Source organism: Quadrisphaera sp. GCM10027208 (assembly GCF_042658805.1).
Lineage (GTDB): Bacteria > Actinomycetota > Actinomycetes > Actinomycetales > SCSIO-59966 > SCSIO-59966.
On sequence record NZ_JBHSRC010000001.1, the window covers coordinates 539,355 to 554,641 of the forward strand.

The 15,287-nt window shown below is 73.6% G+C and carries 14 protein-coding genes and 2 tRNA genes; 10 read left to right on the top strand and 6 right to left on the bottom strand.

Features of this window, described 5'->3' with window-relative positions; all coding sequences use genetic code 11:
• The first annotated feature begins 18 nt into the window (after nt 1-18).
• Entirely contained in the window at nt 19-441 is a 423-nt protein-coding gene (locus tag ACFP6A_RS02720) for an organic hydroperoxide resistance protein (RefSeq protein WP_379601339.1), read from the top strand.
• Nucleotides 442-577: 136 nt separating this feature from the next.
• Here ACFP6A_RS02720 and ACFP6A_RS02725 read toward each other — a convergent pair.
• A tRNA-Arg gene (locus ACFP6A_RS02725) sits at nt 578-650 on the bottom strand.
• Nucleotides 651-778: 128 nt separating this feature from the next.
• On the opposite strand from ACFP6A_RS02725, the gene ACFP6A_RS02730 reads away from it, so the two are divergent.
• On the top strand, nt 779-2,419 hold the full coding sequence (locus ACFP6A_RS02730) for a hypothetical protein (protein ID WP_379601340.1): 1,641 nt from the start codon (nt 779-781) through the stop codon (nt 2,417-2,419).
• Nucleotides 2,420-2,643: 224 nt separating this feature from the next.
• Nucleotides 2,644-4,470 carry a phosphoenolpyruvate carboxykinase (GTP) gene (locus ACFP6A_RS02735; RefSeq protein ID WP_379601342.1) on the top strand — a complete coding sequence of 609 codons (1,827 nt, stop codon included), beginning with the start codon at nt 2,644-2,646 and terminating at the stop codon, nt 4,468-4,470.
• 210 nt (nt 4,471-4,680) lie between these two features.
• Here the strand turns inward: ACFP6A_RS02735 and ACFP6A_RS02740 are convergent.
• Nucleotides 4,681-4,771, bottom strand: a tRNA-Ser gene (locus ACFP6A_RS02740).
• Nucleotides 4,772-4,912: 141 nt separating this feature from the next.
• On the opposite strand from ACFP6A_RS02740, the gene ACFP6A_RS02745 reads away from it, so the two are divergent.
• Nucleotides 4,913-6,556: an LCP family protein gene (locus tag ACFP6A_RS02745; RefSeq protein WP_379601344.1), complete on the top strand. Its 1,644-nt coding sequence runs from the start codon at nt 4,913-4,915 to the stop codon at nt 6,554-6,556.
• An 8-nt stretch (nt 6,557-6,564) separates the two neighbouring features.
• Here the strand turns inward: ACFP6A_RS02745 and ACFP6A_RS02750 are convergent, their stop codons facing one another.
• The 3 genes from ACFP6A_RS02750 to ACFP6A_RS02760 all read right to left on the bottom strand — a co-directional run bounded on the left by ACFP6A_RS02750 (nt 6,565) and on the right by ACFP6A_RS02760 (nt 9,698).
• Entirely contained in the window at nt 6,565-7,443 is an 879-nt protein-coding gene (locus tag ACFP6A_RS02750; RefSeq protein WP_379601346.1) for a cytochrome c biogenesis CcdA family protein, read from the bottom strand.
• Nucleotides 7,444-7,448: 5 nt separating this feature from the next.
• Entirely contained in the window at nt 7,449-8,270 is an 822-nt protein-coding gene (locus ACFP6A_RS02755) for a DsbA family protein (protein ID WP_379601348.1), read from the bottom strand.
• Nucleotides 8,271-8,333: 63 nt separating this feature from the next.
• On the bottom strand, nt 8,334-9,698 hold the full coding sequence (locus ACFP6A_RS02760; RefSeq protein WP_379601350.1) for a rhodanese-like domain-containing protein: 1,365 nt from the start codon (nt 9,696-9,698) through the stop codon (nt 8,334-8,336).
• Nucleotides 9,699-9,815: 117 nt separating this feature from the next.
• On the opposite strand from ACFP6A_RS02760, the gene ACFP6A_RS02765 reads away from it, so the two are divergent.
• Together ACFP6A_RS02765 and ACFP6A_RS02770 are read left to right on the top strand one after the other, a co-directional pair.
• Complete coding sequence (locus ACFP6A_RS02765; RefSeq protein WP_379601458.1) at nt 9,816-10,685, top strand: sulfite exporter TauE/SafE family protein; 870 nt, start codon at nt 9,816-9,818, stop codon at nt 10,683-10,685.
• On the top strand, nt 10,682-11,458 hold the full coding sequence (locus ACFP6A_RS02770) for a GntR family transcriptional regulator (protein WP_379601352.1): 777 nt from the start codon (nt 10,682-10,684) through the stop codon (nt 11,456-11,458). The genes ACFP6A_RS02765 and ACFP6A_RS02770 overlap by 4 nt, the downstream gene beginning before the upstream one ends.
• On the opposite strand, the gene ACFP6A_RS02775 is transcribed toward ACFP6A_RS02770, so the two are convergent.
• The gene (locus ACFP6A_RS02775; protein ID WP_379601354.1) at nt 11,425-11,886 is read right to left on the bottom strand and encodes a hypothetical protein; all 462 of its coding nucleotides are present in this window, start codon (nt 11,884-11,886) and stop codon (nt 11,425-11,427) included. The genes ACFP6A_RS02770 and ACFP6A_RS02775 overlap by 34 nt on opposite strands.
• A 132-nt stretch (nt 11,887-12,018) precedes the next feature.
• On the opposite strand from ACFP6A_RS02775, the gene ACFP6A_RS02780 reads away from it, so the two are divergent.
• Genes ACFP6A_RS02780 through ACFP6A_RS02795 form a run of 4 tightly spaced genes read left to right on the top strand, consistent with a single transcriptional unit; the run spans nt 12,019 to nt 15,285 of the window.
• Complete coding sequence (locus ACFP6A_RS02780; protein ID WP_379601356.1) at nt 12,019-12,315, top strand: hypothetical protein; 297 nt, start codon at nt 12,019-12,021, stop codon at nt 12,313-12,315.
• Nucleotides 12,316-12,320: 5 nt separating this feature from the next.
• On the top strand, nt 12,321-14,120 hold the full coding sequence (locus tag ACFP6A_RS02785; protein WP_379601358.1) for an alpha/beta hydrolase: 1,800 nt from the start codon (nt 12,321-12,323) through the stop codon (nt 14,118-14,120).
• Nucleotides 14,117-14,719 carry a hypothetical protein gene (locus ACFP6A_RS02790; RefSeq protein ID WP_379601359.1) on the top strand — a complete coding sequence of 201 codons (603 nt, stop codon included), beginning with the start codon at nt 14,117-14,119 and terminating at the stop codon, nt 14,717-14,719. Before ACFP6A_RS02785 ends, ACFP6A_RS02790 begins: the two co-directional genes overlap by 4 nt.
• Nucleotides 14,716-15,285 carry a hypothetical protein gene (locus tag ACFP6A_RS02795; protein ID WP_379601361.1) on the top strand — a complete coding sequence of 190 codons (570 nt, stop codon included), beginning with the start codon at nt 14,716-14,718 and terminating at the stop codon, nt 15,283-15,285. Before ACFP6A_RS02790 ends, ACFP6A_RS02795 begins: the two co-directional genes overlap by 4 nt.
• Nucleotides 15,286-15,287: the final 2 nt, after the last annotated feature.

Genomic DNA, 15,287 nt, shown 5'->3' on the forward strand with positions numbered 1-15,287 from the left:
ACGTGGCACGCTGCAGGGATGGAGATCCTCTACACCGCTGAGGCCCTCTCCACCGGCGCCGGTCGCAACGGTCACGTGCGCACCAGCGACGGGCAGGTGGAGTTCGATCTTGCCGTCCCCAAGGAGATGGGCGGACCCGGTGGCGGCGTCAACCCCGAGCAGCTGTTCGCCGCGGGCTACGCCGCCTGCTTCCACTCGGCGCTCCAGGGCGCCGCCAGGCAGGCGAAGACGTCGGTCGAGGGATCGACCGTCGGTGCCAGGGTGGCCATCGGGCCACGCGAGGAGGGAGGCTTCGGCCTGGCTGTCACGCTTGAGGTGACGATCCCCAACCTGCGTCACCAGGAGGCGGTGGCCCTCGCCGAGCAGGCGCACCGGATGTGCCCCTACTCCAACGCCACGCGCGGCAACATCGACGTCGACGTGCGGGTCGCCGAGGACTGACACTCCGCCAACCGCCGCCTCACCATGAGGGGGTCGCTGGCCGCGCGCTGGCGGCGCCATCCACAGCGAAACGAGCAAGGCCTCCGCCCGACGTTTCCGCTGGTAAGAGGCCTTGTGTCGCTGTCTCAACGCGACGCGCGCCCGGAGGGACTCGAACCCCCAACCTTCTGATCCGTAGTCAGATGCTCTATCCGTTGAGCTACGGGCGCATGGAGCGCGCCGAGTCTAGCCCGACTCCCGCGCGCCCCCGAAATCCAGGCCGACACCCGCCCGCCCCCGCGAATCGGCGTCCGGCCGCCGAACGGACAAACGAAGACCACCGACCTACCCTGCCCGGGTGACCTCCCGTCGCCGCCTGCCCGCCACGATCGCCGCCGGTCTCGCCGCCGGCGCCGTGGCGCTGGCGGGGTGCACGGACGGCGGCGGCTCGGCCTCTCGAACCGCAGCCAACGACGGAACCGACACTCCGGCGACCTCGGGCCTGCACGTCGAGCCGGCGCGGTTCGACACGAGTGCGCCCGCCGAGCCGACGACGGTCCTCCCGGACCAGGACGCCGCCAGAGCGGCGCTCACCACGGTCCGCGACCTCTTCGAGACGGCCCCCGTCGTGGCCGTCGCGGCGCCGTCCGACGCCGCAGCTGTCAAGGCGGCCGTGGACCGCGGCGCGCCGGTGCTGCACCCGGCCACCGACCCGGCCGAGCTGACCGCCGAGCTCCAGCGCCTCGGCACCGAGAGCGTCCTCCTCGCCGAGCCGGGACCTCCGGAAGCCACGCCAACCTCCACGCCGTCCTCGGCTCCCACGTCCACCCAGAGCTCTGGCCGAACGACCGCCCCGAGCCCCACGTCGTCCGGAGCCTTGGACCACGAGACGCTCGCCGCCGCCGTCCGGGCCGCGGACGCCGAGGTCGTCACCGACCCGGCGGACCTGCCGGCCACGACGGCCGCCGAGCCGCTGGGCGACGTCGTCGTCCTCACCGACGGCGCGGACTGGTCGTCCACCGCCGTCGCCAGCGCCACGGCGGCCGGGGCACGCGTGCTCGAGCTCCCGGACGGCGACCCGCGGACCCAGCCCGATGTCATTGCCCAGCTCGCCGAGCACCCGCCGTCGCACGTGCTGGCGCTCGGGGACGCGTTCGGCGACGTCGAGACGGTCGACACGCGGGTTGCCACTGCGGCGACTGGCGTCCAACTGCCCGGGGGCGGCCAGGTCGTCTTCCCGCACCGGCGGGTGGTCGCTCTCTACGGGCACCCCGGCACGAGCGCACTCGGGGTGATGGGTGAGCAGCCGCTGGACGAGGCCGTGGACCGTGCCCACCGGACGGCGGCCGAGTACGCCGAGCTGTCCGACGTCCCGGTGGTCCCGGCCTTCGAGATCATCACCACCGTCGCCTCGAGCGAGCCCGGCCGCGACGGCGACTGGTCCAGCGAGTCCACAGTCGAGGAGCTCCGCCCGTGGGTGGACGCCGCTCGTAAGGCGGGCATGCTCGTCGTCCTCGACCTGCAGCCCGGAACGACCGACTTCCTCACCCAGGCCAAGCGGTACGAGGAGCTGCTCGTCGAGCCGCACGTCGGACTCGCCCTGGACCCGGAGTGGCGGCTCCAGCCGGGGCAGCGGCACATGCGGCAGATCGGGTCGGTGAGCGTCGAGGAAGTCAACAGCGTCATCACCTGGCTTGCGGACCTGACCGGTGAGCACGCCCTGCCGCAGAAGGTCCTCGTGCTCCACCAGTTCCGGCTCTCGATGATCAGAGACCGTGAGCTGCTGGACACCTCACGGGACGAGCTGGCGATCACGATCCACGCCGACGGCAACGGCACCCCGGAGCAGAAGTTCGCCACCTGGGACGCCCTGCGCACCGGGGCTCCGGACAACGTCCACTGGGCCTGGAAGAACTTCTACGACGAGGACCGCCCGACGTTCACGCCGGCGCAGACCATGGACGTCGAACCCGCCCCCGTCTTTGTCTCGTACCAGTAGCAAGCCCGCAAGAACTCAACGCCTTTCGCAAGGATGCGACAGGGAGTTGTCGCTTGTGAGCCAGTTCACGAGCGGCTGCCTCGTTCGCGGTGTCGCTATGCGAGACAGCGGGATACGGTGAAAAGCGACACCCGGGCGTCCCGCGGTCACCAGCCGACCGCGGGTCACCCCTACCCGGGTCCGCGACCGGTCAACGACGACCACGGAAGGACTCAGGAGGAGACATGAGTACCGACACCTCTCCCGACATCATGGTCACCGGCCGGCCGACGACCCACGCCCGGCTCGCCGAGTGGGTCGCCGAGGTCGCCGCCCTCACGACCCCCGACGCCATCCACTGGGTCGACGGCTCTCAGGAGGAGTGGACGCGGCTCACCGACCTCCTCGTCGAGACCGGAACGTTCACCCGCCTGACGAAGAAGCCCAACTCGTTCCTCGCCCAGTCGGACCCGACCGACGTCGCCCGGGTCGAGGACCGCACGTTCATCTGCTCCCGCGAGGAGAAGGACGCCGGTCCGACGAACAACTGGATGGACCCGGACGAGATGAAGGAGCGCATGACCGCGCTCTACCGGGGGTGCATGCGCGGTCGGACGATGTACGTCATCCCGTTCGTCATGGGCCACCTCGACGCACCCGAGCCCATGTTCGGCGTCGAGATCACCGACTCCGCCTACGTCGTCACGTCGATGCGGATCATGGCCCGGATGGGCGACACCGTGCTGCGCCGGATGGAAGAGCTCGACGCCGACTTCGTGCCGGCGCTGCACTCGGTCGGCTACCCCCTCGAGCCAGGCCAGCAGGACGTGCCGTGGCCGTGCAACGACACGAAGTACATCACCCAGTTTCCCGAGGAGCGGGCGATCTGGAGCTACGGCTCTGGGTACGGCGGCAACGCCCTGCTCGGCAAGAAGTGCTACGCCCTGCGCATCGCGTCGGTGATGGCCCGCGACGAGGGCTGGATGGCCGAGCACATGCTCATCCTCAAGCTCACCTCCCCCGAGCAGCAGACGTACTACGTCGCCGCCGCCTTCCCGTCCGCGTGCGGCAAGACGAACCTCGCGATGCTCAAACCCACCATCCCGGGGTGGAAGGTGGAGACGCTGGGCGACGACATCGCCTGGATGCGCTTCGGCGAGGACGGCCGGCTCTACGCGGTCAACCCCGAGTTCGGGTTCTTCGGCGTCGCCCCCGGCACCAACCAGAAGACGAACCCGTACGCGATCGAGACCATCAACCGCGGCAACAGCATCTTCACCAACGTCGCACTGACCGACGACGGCGACATCTGGTGGGAGGGCATGGAGAACCCGCCCGCCCACGCCCGGTCCTGGAAGGGCGAGGACTGGACGCCGGACTCCGGCGAGCCGAGCTCGCACCCGAACAGCCGGTACTGCACCCCGATCAAGCAGTGCCCGATCCTCGCCCCCGAGTACGACGACCCCCGCGGCGTCCCGATCTCGGCGATCCTCTTCGGCGGACGACGCGCGACGACGGTCCCGCTCGTCACCGAGGCCCGGGACTGGGTGCACGGCGTCTTCATGGGGGCGACCCTGTCCTCGGAGACCACCGCCGCCGCGACCGGCCAGGTGGGCGTCGTCCGTCGTGACCCGATGGCGATGCTCCCCTTCATCGGCTACAACGGCGGCGACTACTTCCAGCACTGGATCTCGATGGGCAAGGACGCGGACGTCGCGAAACTCCCCAGGATCTTCTACGTCAACTGGTTCCGGCGGAACGAGGACGGCGACTTCGTCTGGCCCGGCTTCGGCGAGAACTCGCGTGTGCTCAAGTGGATCATCGAGCGCATCGAGGGGCGTGCAGCGGCCACCGAGACGCCGATCGGCCACGTGCCGACGCCGGAGTCCCTCGACACCGACGGGCTCGACCTGACCGAGGAGGAGCTGCGGGTCTGCCTGACGGTCGACCCCGAGGAGTGGCGCCAGGAGGTCCCGCAGATCCAGGAGTGGTTCGAGAAGTTCGGTGAGCACCTGCCTGCGATGCTGTGGACCGAGCTCGACTTCCTCAAGCACCGCCTCGGCATGGACTGACGTCCCACCCCCCGCACGACCCACCCGTGATCATGCAATCCCGCCACCCGCACGAGCTGGGCCAGGGTGGCGGGATTGCATGATCACGAAGGGTGGGGGTGAGGGGTCGCGCCAGGGTGGCGGGATTGCATGATCACGGAGAGGGGTTCGGTTGGTCAGCGACGGGGCGGGCCCGGCTCTGAGGTCAGAGCCGGGCCCGTCGTCGTACCGCGGAGGCGGCGGGATTTGAACCCGCGATGGGGTTGTAGCCCCAAACCCGCTTAGCAGGCGGGCGCCATAGACCGGACTAGGCGACGCCTCCAGGACGCCGGGCCAGCGTAGCCGGACCACCGGACGCGGACCAAAGGCGGCCGACTCGCCCAGGCATGGTGGAATGGGACCGGACATCAGCCGGTGCGCCGTGGCGTCGTGCACCCGCCGGCCTGCTGGGAGGGGAGCTTCGTTGGTCAGCGAACCCGTCGCCTACCCCTCCCGGCGCGCGATCCGGGCCCAGGCCGCACGGGCCAGCGCACGACACGCCCGGCATCCCGAGCGCGCCGTCCGGGTCACCGGTGGCCAGGCCCGGCACGCCACCGACGCCGGGCAGGGGTTCACCTGGCTGACCGTGCTCACCGCCCTCGGCGCCCTGCTGCCCGGTGCGGGTCTCATCGCGGCCGGCCGGCGACGCAGCGGTGCGGTGGTCCTCGGACTCTTCCTCCTGGCCGTCGGGGCTCTCGGCGCCGTCGTCGCCGCCGGCGGCGTCACCGAGCTCGGGCTGCAGGTCGCCACCCGGCCCGACGCGCTGCTCGTGGCGGCCGTGGTCGCGGTCGCCGGCGCCGCATCCTGGTCCCTCGTCATCGTCGTCGGGCACCTGCTGCTGCGCCGCACCCGGCTCACCGTGCTCCAGCGGGTGGTCAGCGGCCTGCTCGTCACCGCCCTGGTGGGCCTGGTCGCCGCCCCCGGGGTCACGGCCGCTCGGTACGCGCTGACCCAGCGCTCGCTCATTCTCACCGTCTTCGACGAGGAGGACGGCGACGGACGGGAGGGCGGCCTGGCCTCCCCCGACGTCGGCGCGCAGGACCCGTGGGCGGACGAGCCACGGGTGAACGTCCTGCTGCTCGGCTCGGACGCCGGCCCGGGGCGGGTCGGGACCCGCACGGACACGATGATCGTGGCCAGTATCGACACCGACTCCGGCGAGACGGTGCTGTTCAGCGTGCCGCGCAACCTCGAGGGCCCGGTCTTCGCCGAGGGCAGCGTGGGGGCCGAGCTGTTCCCCGACGGCTTCCACCCGTCCGGTCCGGGCACGTGCGTGCAGAACGACTGCCACCTCAACGCGGTCTGGAGCTGGGCGCAGGACAACCCGCAGCACTTCCCCGGCGTCGCCAACCCCGGGCTGCGCGCGACCCGCGACGCCATCAGCGGCGTCCTGGGGATCCCGCTGGACTACTACGCGATCGTCAACCTCCAGGGCTTCGAGGACGTCATCGACGCGATCGGGGGTATCCGGATGACCGTCGACCGCCGGATCCCGATCGGTGGCGGGACCAACCTGGTCACCGGCGAGCGGTACCCGATCACCGGGTACATCGAACCCGGCGAGCAGGTCCTCGACGGGTACCACGCGCTGTGGTACGCGCGCTCCCGGGAGGGCTCGGACGACTACGACCGGATGGCTCGCCAGCAGTGCGTCATCGCTGCGGTCGCCGAGCAGGCTGACCCGGTCCGGCTCGCCCGGGCGTTCCCCCGGCTGGCGTCCTCGGCGGAGCGCAACGTCTTCACCGACGTCCGCGGCTCCGAGCTCGAGGCGTTCGTCGAGCTGGCGCTGCGGGTGCAGGACGCCCACATCCGCAGCGTCTCCTTCGACCGGGACGTGATCACCCCGGAGGACCCGGACTTCGAGGCCATCCACGAGATCGTGGCCGACGCGCTCGAGCCCCGGCCGGAGCCGACGGCCGGCCCGACACCAGCTGACAGCCCCACGCCGTCCGGCCCGGACGACGACGGCCCGGACGACGACGGCCCGGCCGCGGGGGACCCCACCCCGACGCCGACCGTCACCAGCGACCCGGCCGAGCCGGTCGACGTCGAGGACGTCTGCGGGTGAACGCGCGGTCAGCGGCGGGCGTCGACCCGGTCCGGCGTGTCGTCCGCCGGGTGCCGGCGCCGTAGCCGGCGGACCAGGACGACGGCGGCGGCCACCGTGACGAGGACGAGGACGACGACGTCGATCCGGGCGTCGACCACCGAGCTGATCCAGGACTGGGCCGCGAACTCGAGCTCCACGGTGTCCCCGAGGCCGAACGCCCCGGTGATCCCCGCGGTGCCGTCGAAGGCGAGGAAGAGCACGCCGATGACGACGAACAGGAGGCCGGACAGCAGCTGGGTGGTGTGCAGGCGGACCCGGCCGACCCGGACCTCCCGGCCGCGCAGCCAGCCGCGCTGCCCGAGGGAGAACCGGTCCCACAGCAGGGCGAGCACGAACAGGGGTGCTGCCATGCCGAGCGCGTACACGGCCAGCAGCAGCCCGCCGGTGACCGGTGACCCAGAGGTGGCGGACACGGTGAGGACGGCGCCGAGGATGGGCCCGGAGCAGAATCCGGCGAGGCCGTACACCGCGCCGAGCGCGACGGTGGGCAGCACCCCGCGCCGTCCGGCGGACCATGCGGTCACCCGGGCGCTGAGCCGCTCCACGCCCGGCACGGTGAACCCGCGGCCGAGCACGAGCAGCACGCCCATCGCGATGATCGTCCAGCCGGCGACGTCGATGAGGGTGTCCCGGTGGCCGTAGAACAGCCGGGAGGCCAGGCTCGAGCCGACCCCGAGCGGCACGAGCGTGACGAGCAGCCCGAGGTAGAACAGCCCGGTCCGGACGGCGAGCTCGGTGGGCCGGGCGAACGCGTAGGCGAAGAACGAGGGCAGCAGCAGGGCGCTGCACGGGCTGAGCAGCGAGAGCAGCCCGCCGGCGAAGGCGGCGACGAACCCGACGTCCACGCCGGTCACTCGCCGGCGTCGGCGGCCTCGGCGGCCGCGGCCTCGATCGCCTGCTGGAAGACCTCCAGCGGCTGGGCGCCGACGACGGGCTGCGTGCCGACGAGGAACGTCGGCGTGCCGGTGATGCCGAGCATCTGTCCCTCGGTGAAGTCGGCGTCGACGGCCTCGGCGTTGGCCGGGTCGTCCATGGCCGCGGCGAACGCCTCGACGTCCAGCCCGAGCTCCTCGGCCAGCCCGACGAGCCGGTCGGCGTCGAGCTGCCCGGAGTTGGGGCTCGCCTGCTCGGCGAACAGCGCGTCGTGGAACTCCCAGAACGCGTCCTGCTCGGCGGCCGCCCGGCCGGCGAGTGCCGCCGTCCGCGACTCCTCACCGAGGTAGGGGAAGTCCCGCCACTCGATCCGGAGCACGCCGTCCTCGACGTACTGCTCGACGAGCTCGGGCTTCGTCTCCCGGGCGAACCGGCCGCAGAACGGGCACTGGAAGTCCGACCACTCGATCATGACGACGGGGGCGTCGACGTCCCCGAGGGCGTACGGGTCGCCCTCGTCGCGGTGGGCCAGGGCGGCGATGGCCTCGTCGACGGACTGCTCGTCGGTCCCGTCGCCCGGGGCGGCGTCCGCGTCGCCGGCCGCCCCGGCGCCGGCGTCCTCGGACGGCGAGGCCGCGGGTGCCGCGGTGTCACCGGCGGAGCCGCCGGTGCCGACCAGGGCCGCGACGACGAGGGCCCCGGCCGCGAGCAGGACGACGAGCGGGGCGAGCCAGCCGCGTCCGGAGGAGCGCGCGGTCTCGCGGGAGGTGGACGTGGGCGGCGCGGGGCTGTCCGACATCGGGAGCGGCTCCTGTGGTTGTCCGGTCAAATCGGTCTCCCCGGCCGCAACGACGGCGTCGCCTCAGGAGTTCCCGGCGGCCACCGGGACGCCGGCGAAGCCGGCCTGGTCGTACTCCGCGTCGACCTGGACGACGTCCCGACCGAGCCGGCGCAGCAGGCTGGCCGCGACCCCGCTGCGGTACCCGCTCGCGCAGTGCACCCACAGCCGTCCCTCGGGCAGCTCGCGGTGGCGGGTGAGCAGGTCGTGCAGCGGCAGGTTGACCGCGCCCTCGACGTGCGAGGTGGCGTACTCGTCCTCGCGCCGGACGTCGAGCACGGTCTCGCCGCCGGCCTTGAGGGCCTCGGCGACCTCCGCCCAGCCGACCCGGGGGATGGTGTCGGTGGGCGCGCCGGGGGCGAGGTCGGCCGGCCGCTCACCGAGGGCGGCGTCCGGGCCGTCGATGCCGATCCGGGACAGGTCGCGGACGGCCTTCTCGACGTCCTCGCGGCTGCCGACGAGCGTGATCCGGTCGCCGTACGGCAGCGTCCAGCCGAGGAAGGTGGTGAAGCTCGACCCGTCCCCGTACTCGAAGCTCACCGACCCCTTGAGGTGCTCGCTGGCGAACGCCACCCGGTTGCGCAGGTCGACCACCCACTCACCGGCCTCCAGCCGGCGGGCCAGCTCCGCGCCGTCCAGGGGCTCGGGGACGGACAGGTCCGGCGAGCCGGGACCGCGGCGGTTCTGCGGGCCCATGTGCGCGTAGTACGACGGGTAGGCGGTCAGCCCGGCGATGAGCTCACGGACGAAGTGGTCCTCGTCGTCGTCGGTGAGAGCGTGGTTGGTCCGGCGCTGCTCGCCGAGGGTCGAGGACTGCGCGCCGGACGCCGGGCCGCTGGAGCAGAACGACCCGAACCCGTGCGTGGGGTACAGCTGCGCGCCCTCACCGGCGACCTCGGTGAGGCGGCGCGCGGAGCGGTACTGGTGGCGGGTCAGCGGCTCGGTGTCCGCCGGCGCGATGAGGTCGGTGCGGCCGACCGAGCCGTACAGCAGCGACCCCCCGGAGAACACCGCCTCCCGGCCGTCGTGGCGGACGACGTAGGAGAGGTGGTTGTGGGTGTGCCCGGGGGTGGCGACGACGAGGACCTCGAGGTCGCCGACGGCGAGGACGTCGCCGTCCCGGACGCCGGTGCGCTCGTACTCGACCTCGTCGTCGGCGCTGACGAGGTACTCGGCGCCGACGGCCCGGGCCAGGGCCAGGCCGCCGGTCAGGTAGTCGTTGTGCAGGTGCGTCTCGGCGACGTGGGTGATCCGGACGCCGGCGTCGCGAGCGGCGGCCTCCATCCGGTCGTGGTCACGCTGGGGGTCGACGACGAAGGCGACGCTCCCGTCGTGGACGAGGTAGCTGCGGTCCCCCAGCGGAGGGGTCTCCAGGACGACGACGTCCATCTGTGCGCTCCCGGTTCTTGTAATGTACGGACAACCGGACTTTGACGTACAGTGTCCCACAGCATCCCCGTCGTCGGCACCCCCGACGACAGACTTTCCGCACGAGAGGCCCTGCCCGTGATCGCGCTGACCGTCGTCCTCGCCGTCCTCATCGGCCTGTCCCTCGGACTGCTCGGCGGGGGCGGGTCGATCCTCACCGTCCCGCTGCTCGTCTACGTCACCGGCCTGCCCGCCAAGGAGGCCATCGCACTGTCGCTGCTCGTCGTCGGGGTGACGAGTGCCGCGGCTGCGGTGTCGCACGCCCGGGCCGGTCGGGTGCAGTGGCGCACCGGCATCCTGTTCGGGCTGGCCGGGATGGTCGGCGCCTACGCCGGCGGGCGGCTCGCCGAGCTCATCCCGGGACGCATCCTGCTGCTGGCCTTCGCGGTGATGATGGTCGCCACCGCCATCGCCATGCTCCGCGGCCGCAAGGACGTCGACCCGGACGCCGCCCCCCGTCGCCTCCCGCTCGGGCGGATCCTGCTCGACGGCACGGTGGTCGGGCTCGTCACCGGCCTGGTCGGGGCCGGTGGCGGCTTCCTCGTCGTGCCGGCCCTCGCCCTGCTCGGCGGGCTGCCGATGCCAGTGGCCGTGGGGACCTCGCTGGTCGTCATCGCGATGAAGTCCGCGGCCGGGTTCGCCGGCTACCTGGCCAGCGTGCAGATCGACTGGACGCTGGCGGCCATGGTCACCGCAGCGGCGGTCGTCGGCAGCGTCCTCGGTGGCCGGCTGGTGAGCCGGGTCCACCCGGAGCACCTGCGCAAGGGCTTCGGCTGGTTCGTGCTCGTCATGGCCACGGTCATCCTCGGCCAGGAGCTGGGCTGGCTGGTCGGTGGCGTCGCCGCGGCTCTCGTCGCCGGTGCCGCGGTGGTGGTCGTGCTGCGCGGCCGTCGTCGCCGCCCGGCGCCAGCGGCGGCACCGGCCGAGCCGGTGGCCTCCGAGCGGTGAGCCGCTCGCGGCTCGACCGCACCTCCCCGCTGCCGCTGTGGGCGCAGCTGCACCGCGACCTGCTGCGCCGGGTCGGCGCGGGAGAGTTCGACGACGCCTTCCCCGGCGAGCACGAGCTGACGGCTGCCTACGACGTGTCGCGGCACACCGTCCGGGAGGCGCTGCGCCGGCTGCGCGACGACGGCGTCATCGACTCCGCCCGGGGCCGCGGCACGAGCGTGCGGCGCACGGTGGTCGAGCAGCCGCTCGGCGCCCTCTACTCGCTGGTCCGGGCGGTCGAGGACGCCGGGCTCGAGCAGCGCAGCGACACCCTGCACCAGGGACTCGTCCGGTCCACCGAGGTCGCCGGCCTGCTGGGGCTGCCCGCCGACGCGGAGCTGTTCCACCTCGAGCGGCTGCGCTACGCCGACGACGTCCCGCTGGCCCACGACGCGGTCTGGCTGCCCGGGAACCTCGCCCGCCCGCTGCTCGACGCCGACTTCACCCGGGCCGCCCTGTACGACGAGCTCGCGACGCGCTGCGGCGTCCGGGTCACCGGTGGCGCCGAGCGGATCGGCGCCGTCTGCCCGTCCGGCGCCCAGCGGGAGCTGCTCGCCGTCCCCGCCGACGTGCCGGTGTTCGTCGTCGAGCGCAGGACCGTCGAGCGGGCCACCGGCGCCGGCGAGCGCCCGGTCGAGCTGCGCCGGACGGCGATCCGGGCCGACCGGTGGTCGGTGACTGCCGCGTGGACCTCGGCCGGCTACACCCTCGGCGCGGTCGCGGCCGGCACCTGACAGCTGGTCGCGGACTGCAGCCGGCGGCGCAGCGCCCAGCCGAGCAGGCCGATCGCGAGCACCGAGAGCACCGGCTGGATCGGCTCGAACCACTGCATCGCCCCGGTCGTGCCGAGAGCGAGCAGGACGATCTTGTTGCACACCGGACAGCCGACGGCGAAGAAGGTCAGCAGGCCCCCGGCGCCGCCGGCCCGGCTCGCGGCGACGTCCTCGACGTCCGCGTCGGTGGGCTCACGCACGTAGGTCGCCAGCAGCAGGCCCGACAGCACCGCTGCCACGAGCAGCACCGGCCAGGACCACCACGTCGGCGGGACCTCCCGGCCGAAGACCGGCGTGTCGATGAGGTCGGTCGGGACGGCGACGACGAGCACGGTCGCCACCGCACCGACGGCGGCGGCCACCCACCGCCGGGTGCTCCAGGTGCGCACGAGACCTCCTCCACGAGTTGTCCGGACACCGAGCGTACGCTCGGTCTCCACCTCTCCGCCAGAGCCGCGACCGGTGACGCCGTGTCCCATCGCGGGTACTCTCCGGCACAGAGACGATCCCCGGGGGTACCGATGGAGAGCGTGACGGGTGGGTTCGCCGTCGCCATGGCCGAGCTGGCCTCACTCGCCTTGGGATGGCAGGAGACCGCGATCGTCATCCGGGACTGCGCGGACGACGTCCGCGCACCGGGCGCCTGGCCGCTGCGGGTGGCCGCGCCACTCACCGCGTTCACCTCCACGTGGCGACAGGACCTCGCAGCCTTGGCTGGGACGGCCGACGACGTCGCCGAACGGCTCACCGACACCGCCGAGACGTATCTCGGCGTCGACACGACCGCGCGCCGCTACCTCGAGGCCGTCGGCGGCTGACCCCGATGACCGGCACCGTCGTCCTGCCGCCACAGCCGGCGTCGCCGTTCAGGCCGCCCGGTGACCCCGTCGCCGCGCGGGAGCTGGCCGGCTCGCTGCTCGGCGCCGGTGCCCTCCTCGACGACCGCCACGGGTGGGTCGCCATGGACGCCGTCGGCCCCGTCGGCCGGGAGCCCGGGTGGTCCGGGCCGGCGAGCGAGGCATACGCGGCGCACGTCCGGCCGACCGGCGCCGCCCTCGCCGCCGGTGCGGTGGCGCTGCGCTCCGCGGCTAGCGCGGCTGACGCCTACGCCGACGCCCTGGAGTCGCTGCGGCGGCGCGGTGAGGAGCTGGCCGACCGGCACGTCACGCTGCGCTTCGCGGTCACGTCTTTCGCCGACGAGGCCCGGTGCACCCTCGCGGGAGAGGTCACGGCGGACGTCGTCGCGCTCCTGCAGGACGAGGCACGACGGCTGCGCGGCGAGGTCGAGGTGCTCGCCACCGACAGCGCGCTGCTGCGGGCGGACACCCTCGCGGCCGAAGACGCGTTCACCGCTGTGTTGCGCCGCTACGCCGGCGCCGAGGCGACGGCCCGCGCGCTGGCTACCACGGGCGGTCAGGACCCGGCCCTGCACATCGCCCTCGCGCGGGCGGGGACAGGCGCCGACGGCCTGGCTCAGCTGGCCCCTAACGCGGCCGCCAGCTGGTGGGCCTCGCTCACCGCCGCCGAGCGGGATGCCGCCCTCACCACCCTGCCTGAGGTGGTCGGCGCCCTCGACGGCGTCCCGGCCGGAGCCCGCGACGAGGCCAACCGGCTGCTGCTGGACCGGGACATCACGCTGCTGCAGGCCCGCGGTGAGACCGGGTGGCTGACCGGCCCCCAGCAGGACGCACTGGCGAACGCGCTGGCGGTCCGCGACGAGATCGCGGCGATCGAGGAAACCGAGGACCCGGTGACGCTCGAGCCGCTCACCGCCCGGTTGTACGGCTACGACCCGCACGCCTTCGGAGGCGACGGTCGCGTACTGCTGTCGGTCGGCGACCTGGCCGAGGCGGACACTGTGGCCTTCACCGTTCCTGGGCTGACGACCACCGTGCACGGCAGTCTGGCCGGCAACGTGGACAACGCCGTCAATCTCTACCGGGAGGCCCGGTTCGCCGACCCTCGCACGGCGACGGCCGGCCTGGTCTGGATCGGCTACGACGCGCCGTCCGACTGGGACAGCGTCACGGTCGCCGGGGAGAGCCGGGCGCGCGACGGCGGCGCCCTGCTGGCCCGCGACGTCACCGGGTACCTCGCCAGCCGCGGTGAGGACCGGCCTCACCTCACCGTCATCGGCCACAGCTACGGCAGCACCACGGCCGCGCGCGGCGCCACCGACGTCGGCTACGACGCGGACGACATCGTCCTCATCGGATCGCCGGGCGCGGGGGCGAACGCCGACCACGCCGAGGACCTCGGGGTCGGCGCCGACCGGGTCTGGGTGGGCAGCGCCAGCACCGATTACGTCACCTACCTCGGCGGCAACGGGTGGGCGAACCTCGGCAGCCTCGGGGGGCTCGGTCTCGGCGACGACCCAGCCGAGGACGACTTCGGTGCCCGCCGGATCCAGGCCGAGCTCACCGACCGCAGCCAGGCTCCGACGGTGCACGACCACACCCAGTACTTCCGCCCCGGGTCGGAGTCGCTGCACAACCTCGCCAGCATCGTCACCGGCCGCGACGACGACGTCGTCCCCGCCGAGCACCGCACGGACCCGTGGTGGCGCACCTCCGACGAGCCGGAGGAGGATCGGACCCCCACCGAACGGAGCCACGCCCCGTGACCGCCGACCCCTTCTTCGACGAGTTCCGACGACTCCGGCCGGACGTGCCGGTCGTCCTGCTGCCCGCGGACGCGGCGAGAGCCGGGGACGCCGACGTGCCGCCGGTCGGAGCCGACGCCGCCGCCGAGCGTGCGGCGGCCGCGCGGGAGGAGGCGCTCGCCGTGCTCGAGGAGCTCTGGCCGGTCGTCGGAGACGGACGGCCCGTCCCGGGCGAGGTCCGCCACTCCTGGGACGGCGAGGGCCCCGGCCGGGTGCGGGCCCGGGTCCGCGCCCGCTCGGGACCCGAAGCCAGCCACGCCGACGTCGTGGCGTCGGGCCCAGACGATGCAGCGGGCGCCGTCGCCCGCGTCGCCGTCCGGCTGCAGGCCCGCGGGTGGGAAGTCGCCACCCGGCCGGTCGGCGGGAGCGGGACCCGGCTGACCGGCGTCCGCGGCGGCGAGGGACGCCCCGCAACGGTCGAGGTCGTCGGGTGGGGACCCGCGCAGCCCTGGGACGTCACGGTCGCGTCGGCGCCCGTCGAGGTCGGGGCGGCGGTCACGGCCCTGCGCCGGACGTCGGTCGTGCTGGGGTGGGGCGCACGGCCGGGGGACCCGAGGTGAGAAGGTTCCGCGGGCCCGCCCTGCTGGCGGGTGCCGTGCTGCTCGGTGCGTGCGCCGGACCGGGCGAGCCTGCCGCAGAGCCGGACGGACAGGAGCAGTCCGTGGGTGCCGAGGACACGGTCGACCTCGATCAGGTACGGGCGACCGGGGACGTCGTCCGGGACCGCACCCGGGACGTGGTGGCGGCGGCCGCCGGTCGCGGGTTCACCCCCGCCGGAGCGTCGGGCTCGTGGACGACGTGCACGGACGACGCGTCCGCCTGGCAGTACGCCGCACAGGCCCGACTCGACGCGCCGTCCGGGTCGTCGTCCGGAGAGCTGCTCGACGACGTTGCCGCCGCAGTGGCCGAGGAAACCGGCTGGACGCCCGGCGACATCGAGGACCTGACCGGCCGCCGGCGGGTGGGTGGCCCGCTCGCGGACGTCGACGTCAGCCTCAGCGCCTACCCGGACCTGCCGCTGCTGCTCGTCTCGGTGCTCGGCCCGTGCCTGCCGGTCGCAGAGGCGGACCGGGACGGCCTTCCCGCCGGGTCGCAGGACATCGACGTCGGCGGGGCCGGTGGCTGACG

Excerpts from the sequence above, each read along its gene's own strand:
- ACFP6A_RS02720 (WP_379601339.1), top strand. The coding sequence starts at position 19 with ATGGAGATCCTCTACACCGCTGAGGCCCTCTCCACCGGCGCCGGTCGC.
- ACFP6A_RS02735 (WP_379601342.1), top strand. The coding sequence starts at position 2,644 with ATGAGTACCGACACCTCTCCCGACATCATGGTCACCGGCCGGCCGACG.
- ACFP6A_RS02755 (WP_379601348.1), bottom strand. The coding sequence starts at position 8,270 with ATGTCGGACAGCCCCGCGCCGCCCACGTCCACCTCCCGCGAGACCGCG.
- ACFP6A_RS02760 (WP_379601350.1), bottom strand. The coding sequence starts at position 9,698 with ATGGACGTCGTCGTCCTGGAGACCCCTCCGCTGGGGGACCGCAGCTAC.
- ACFP6A_RS02780 (WP_379601356.1), top strand. The coding sequence starts at position 12,019 with ATGGAGAGCGTGACGGGTGGGTTCGCCGTCGCCATGGCCGAGCTGGCC.
- ACFP6A_RS02785 (WP_379601358.1), top strand. The coding sequence starts at position 12,321 with ATGACCGGCACCGTCGTCCTGCCGCCACAGCCGGCGTCGCCGTTCAGG.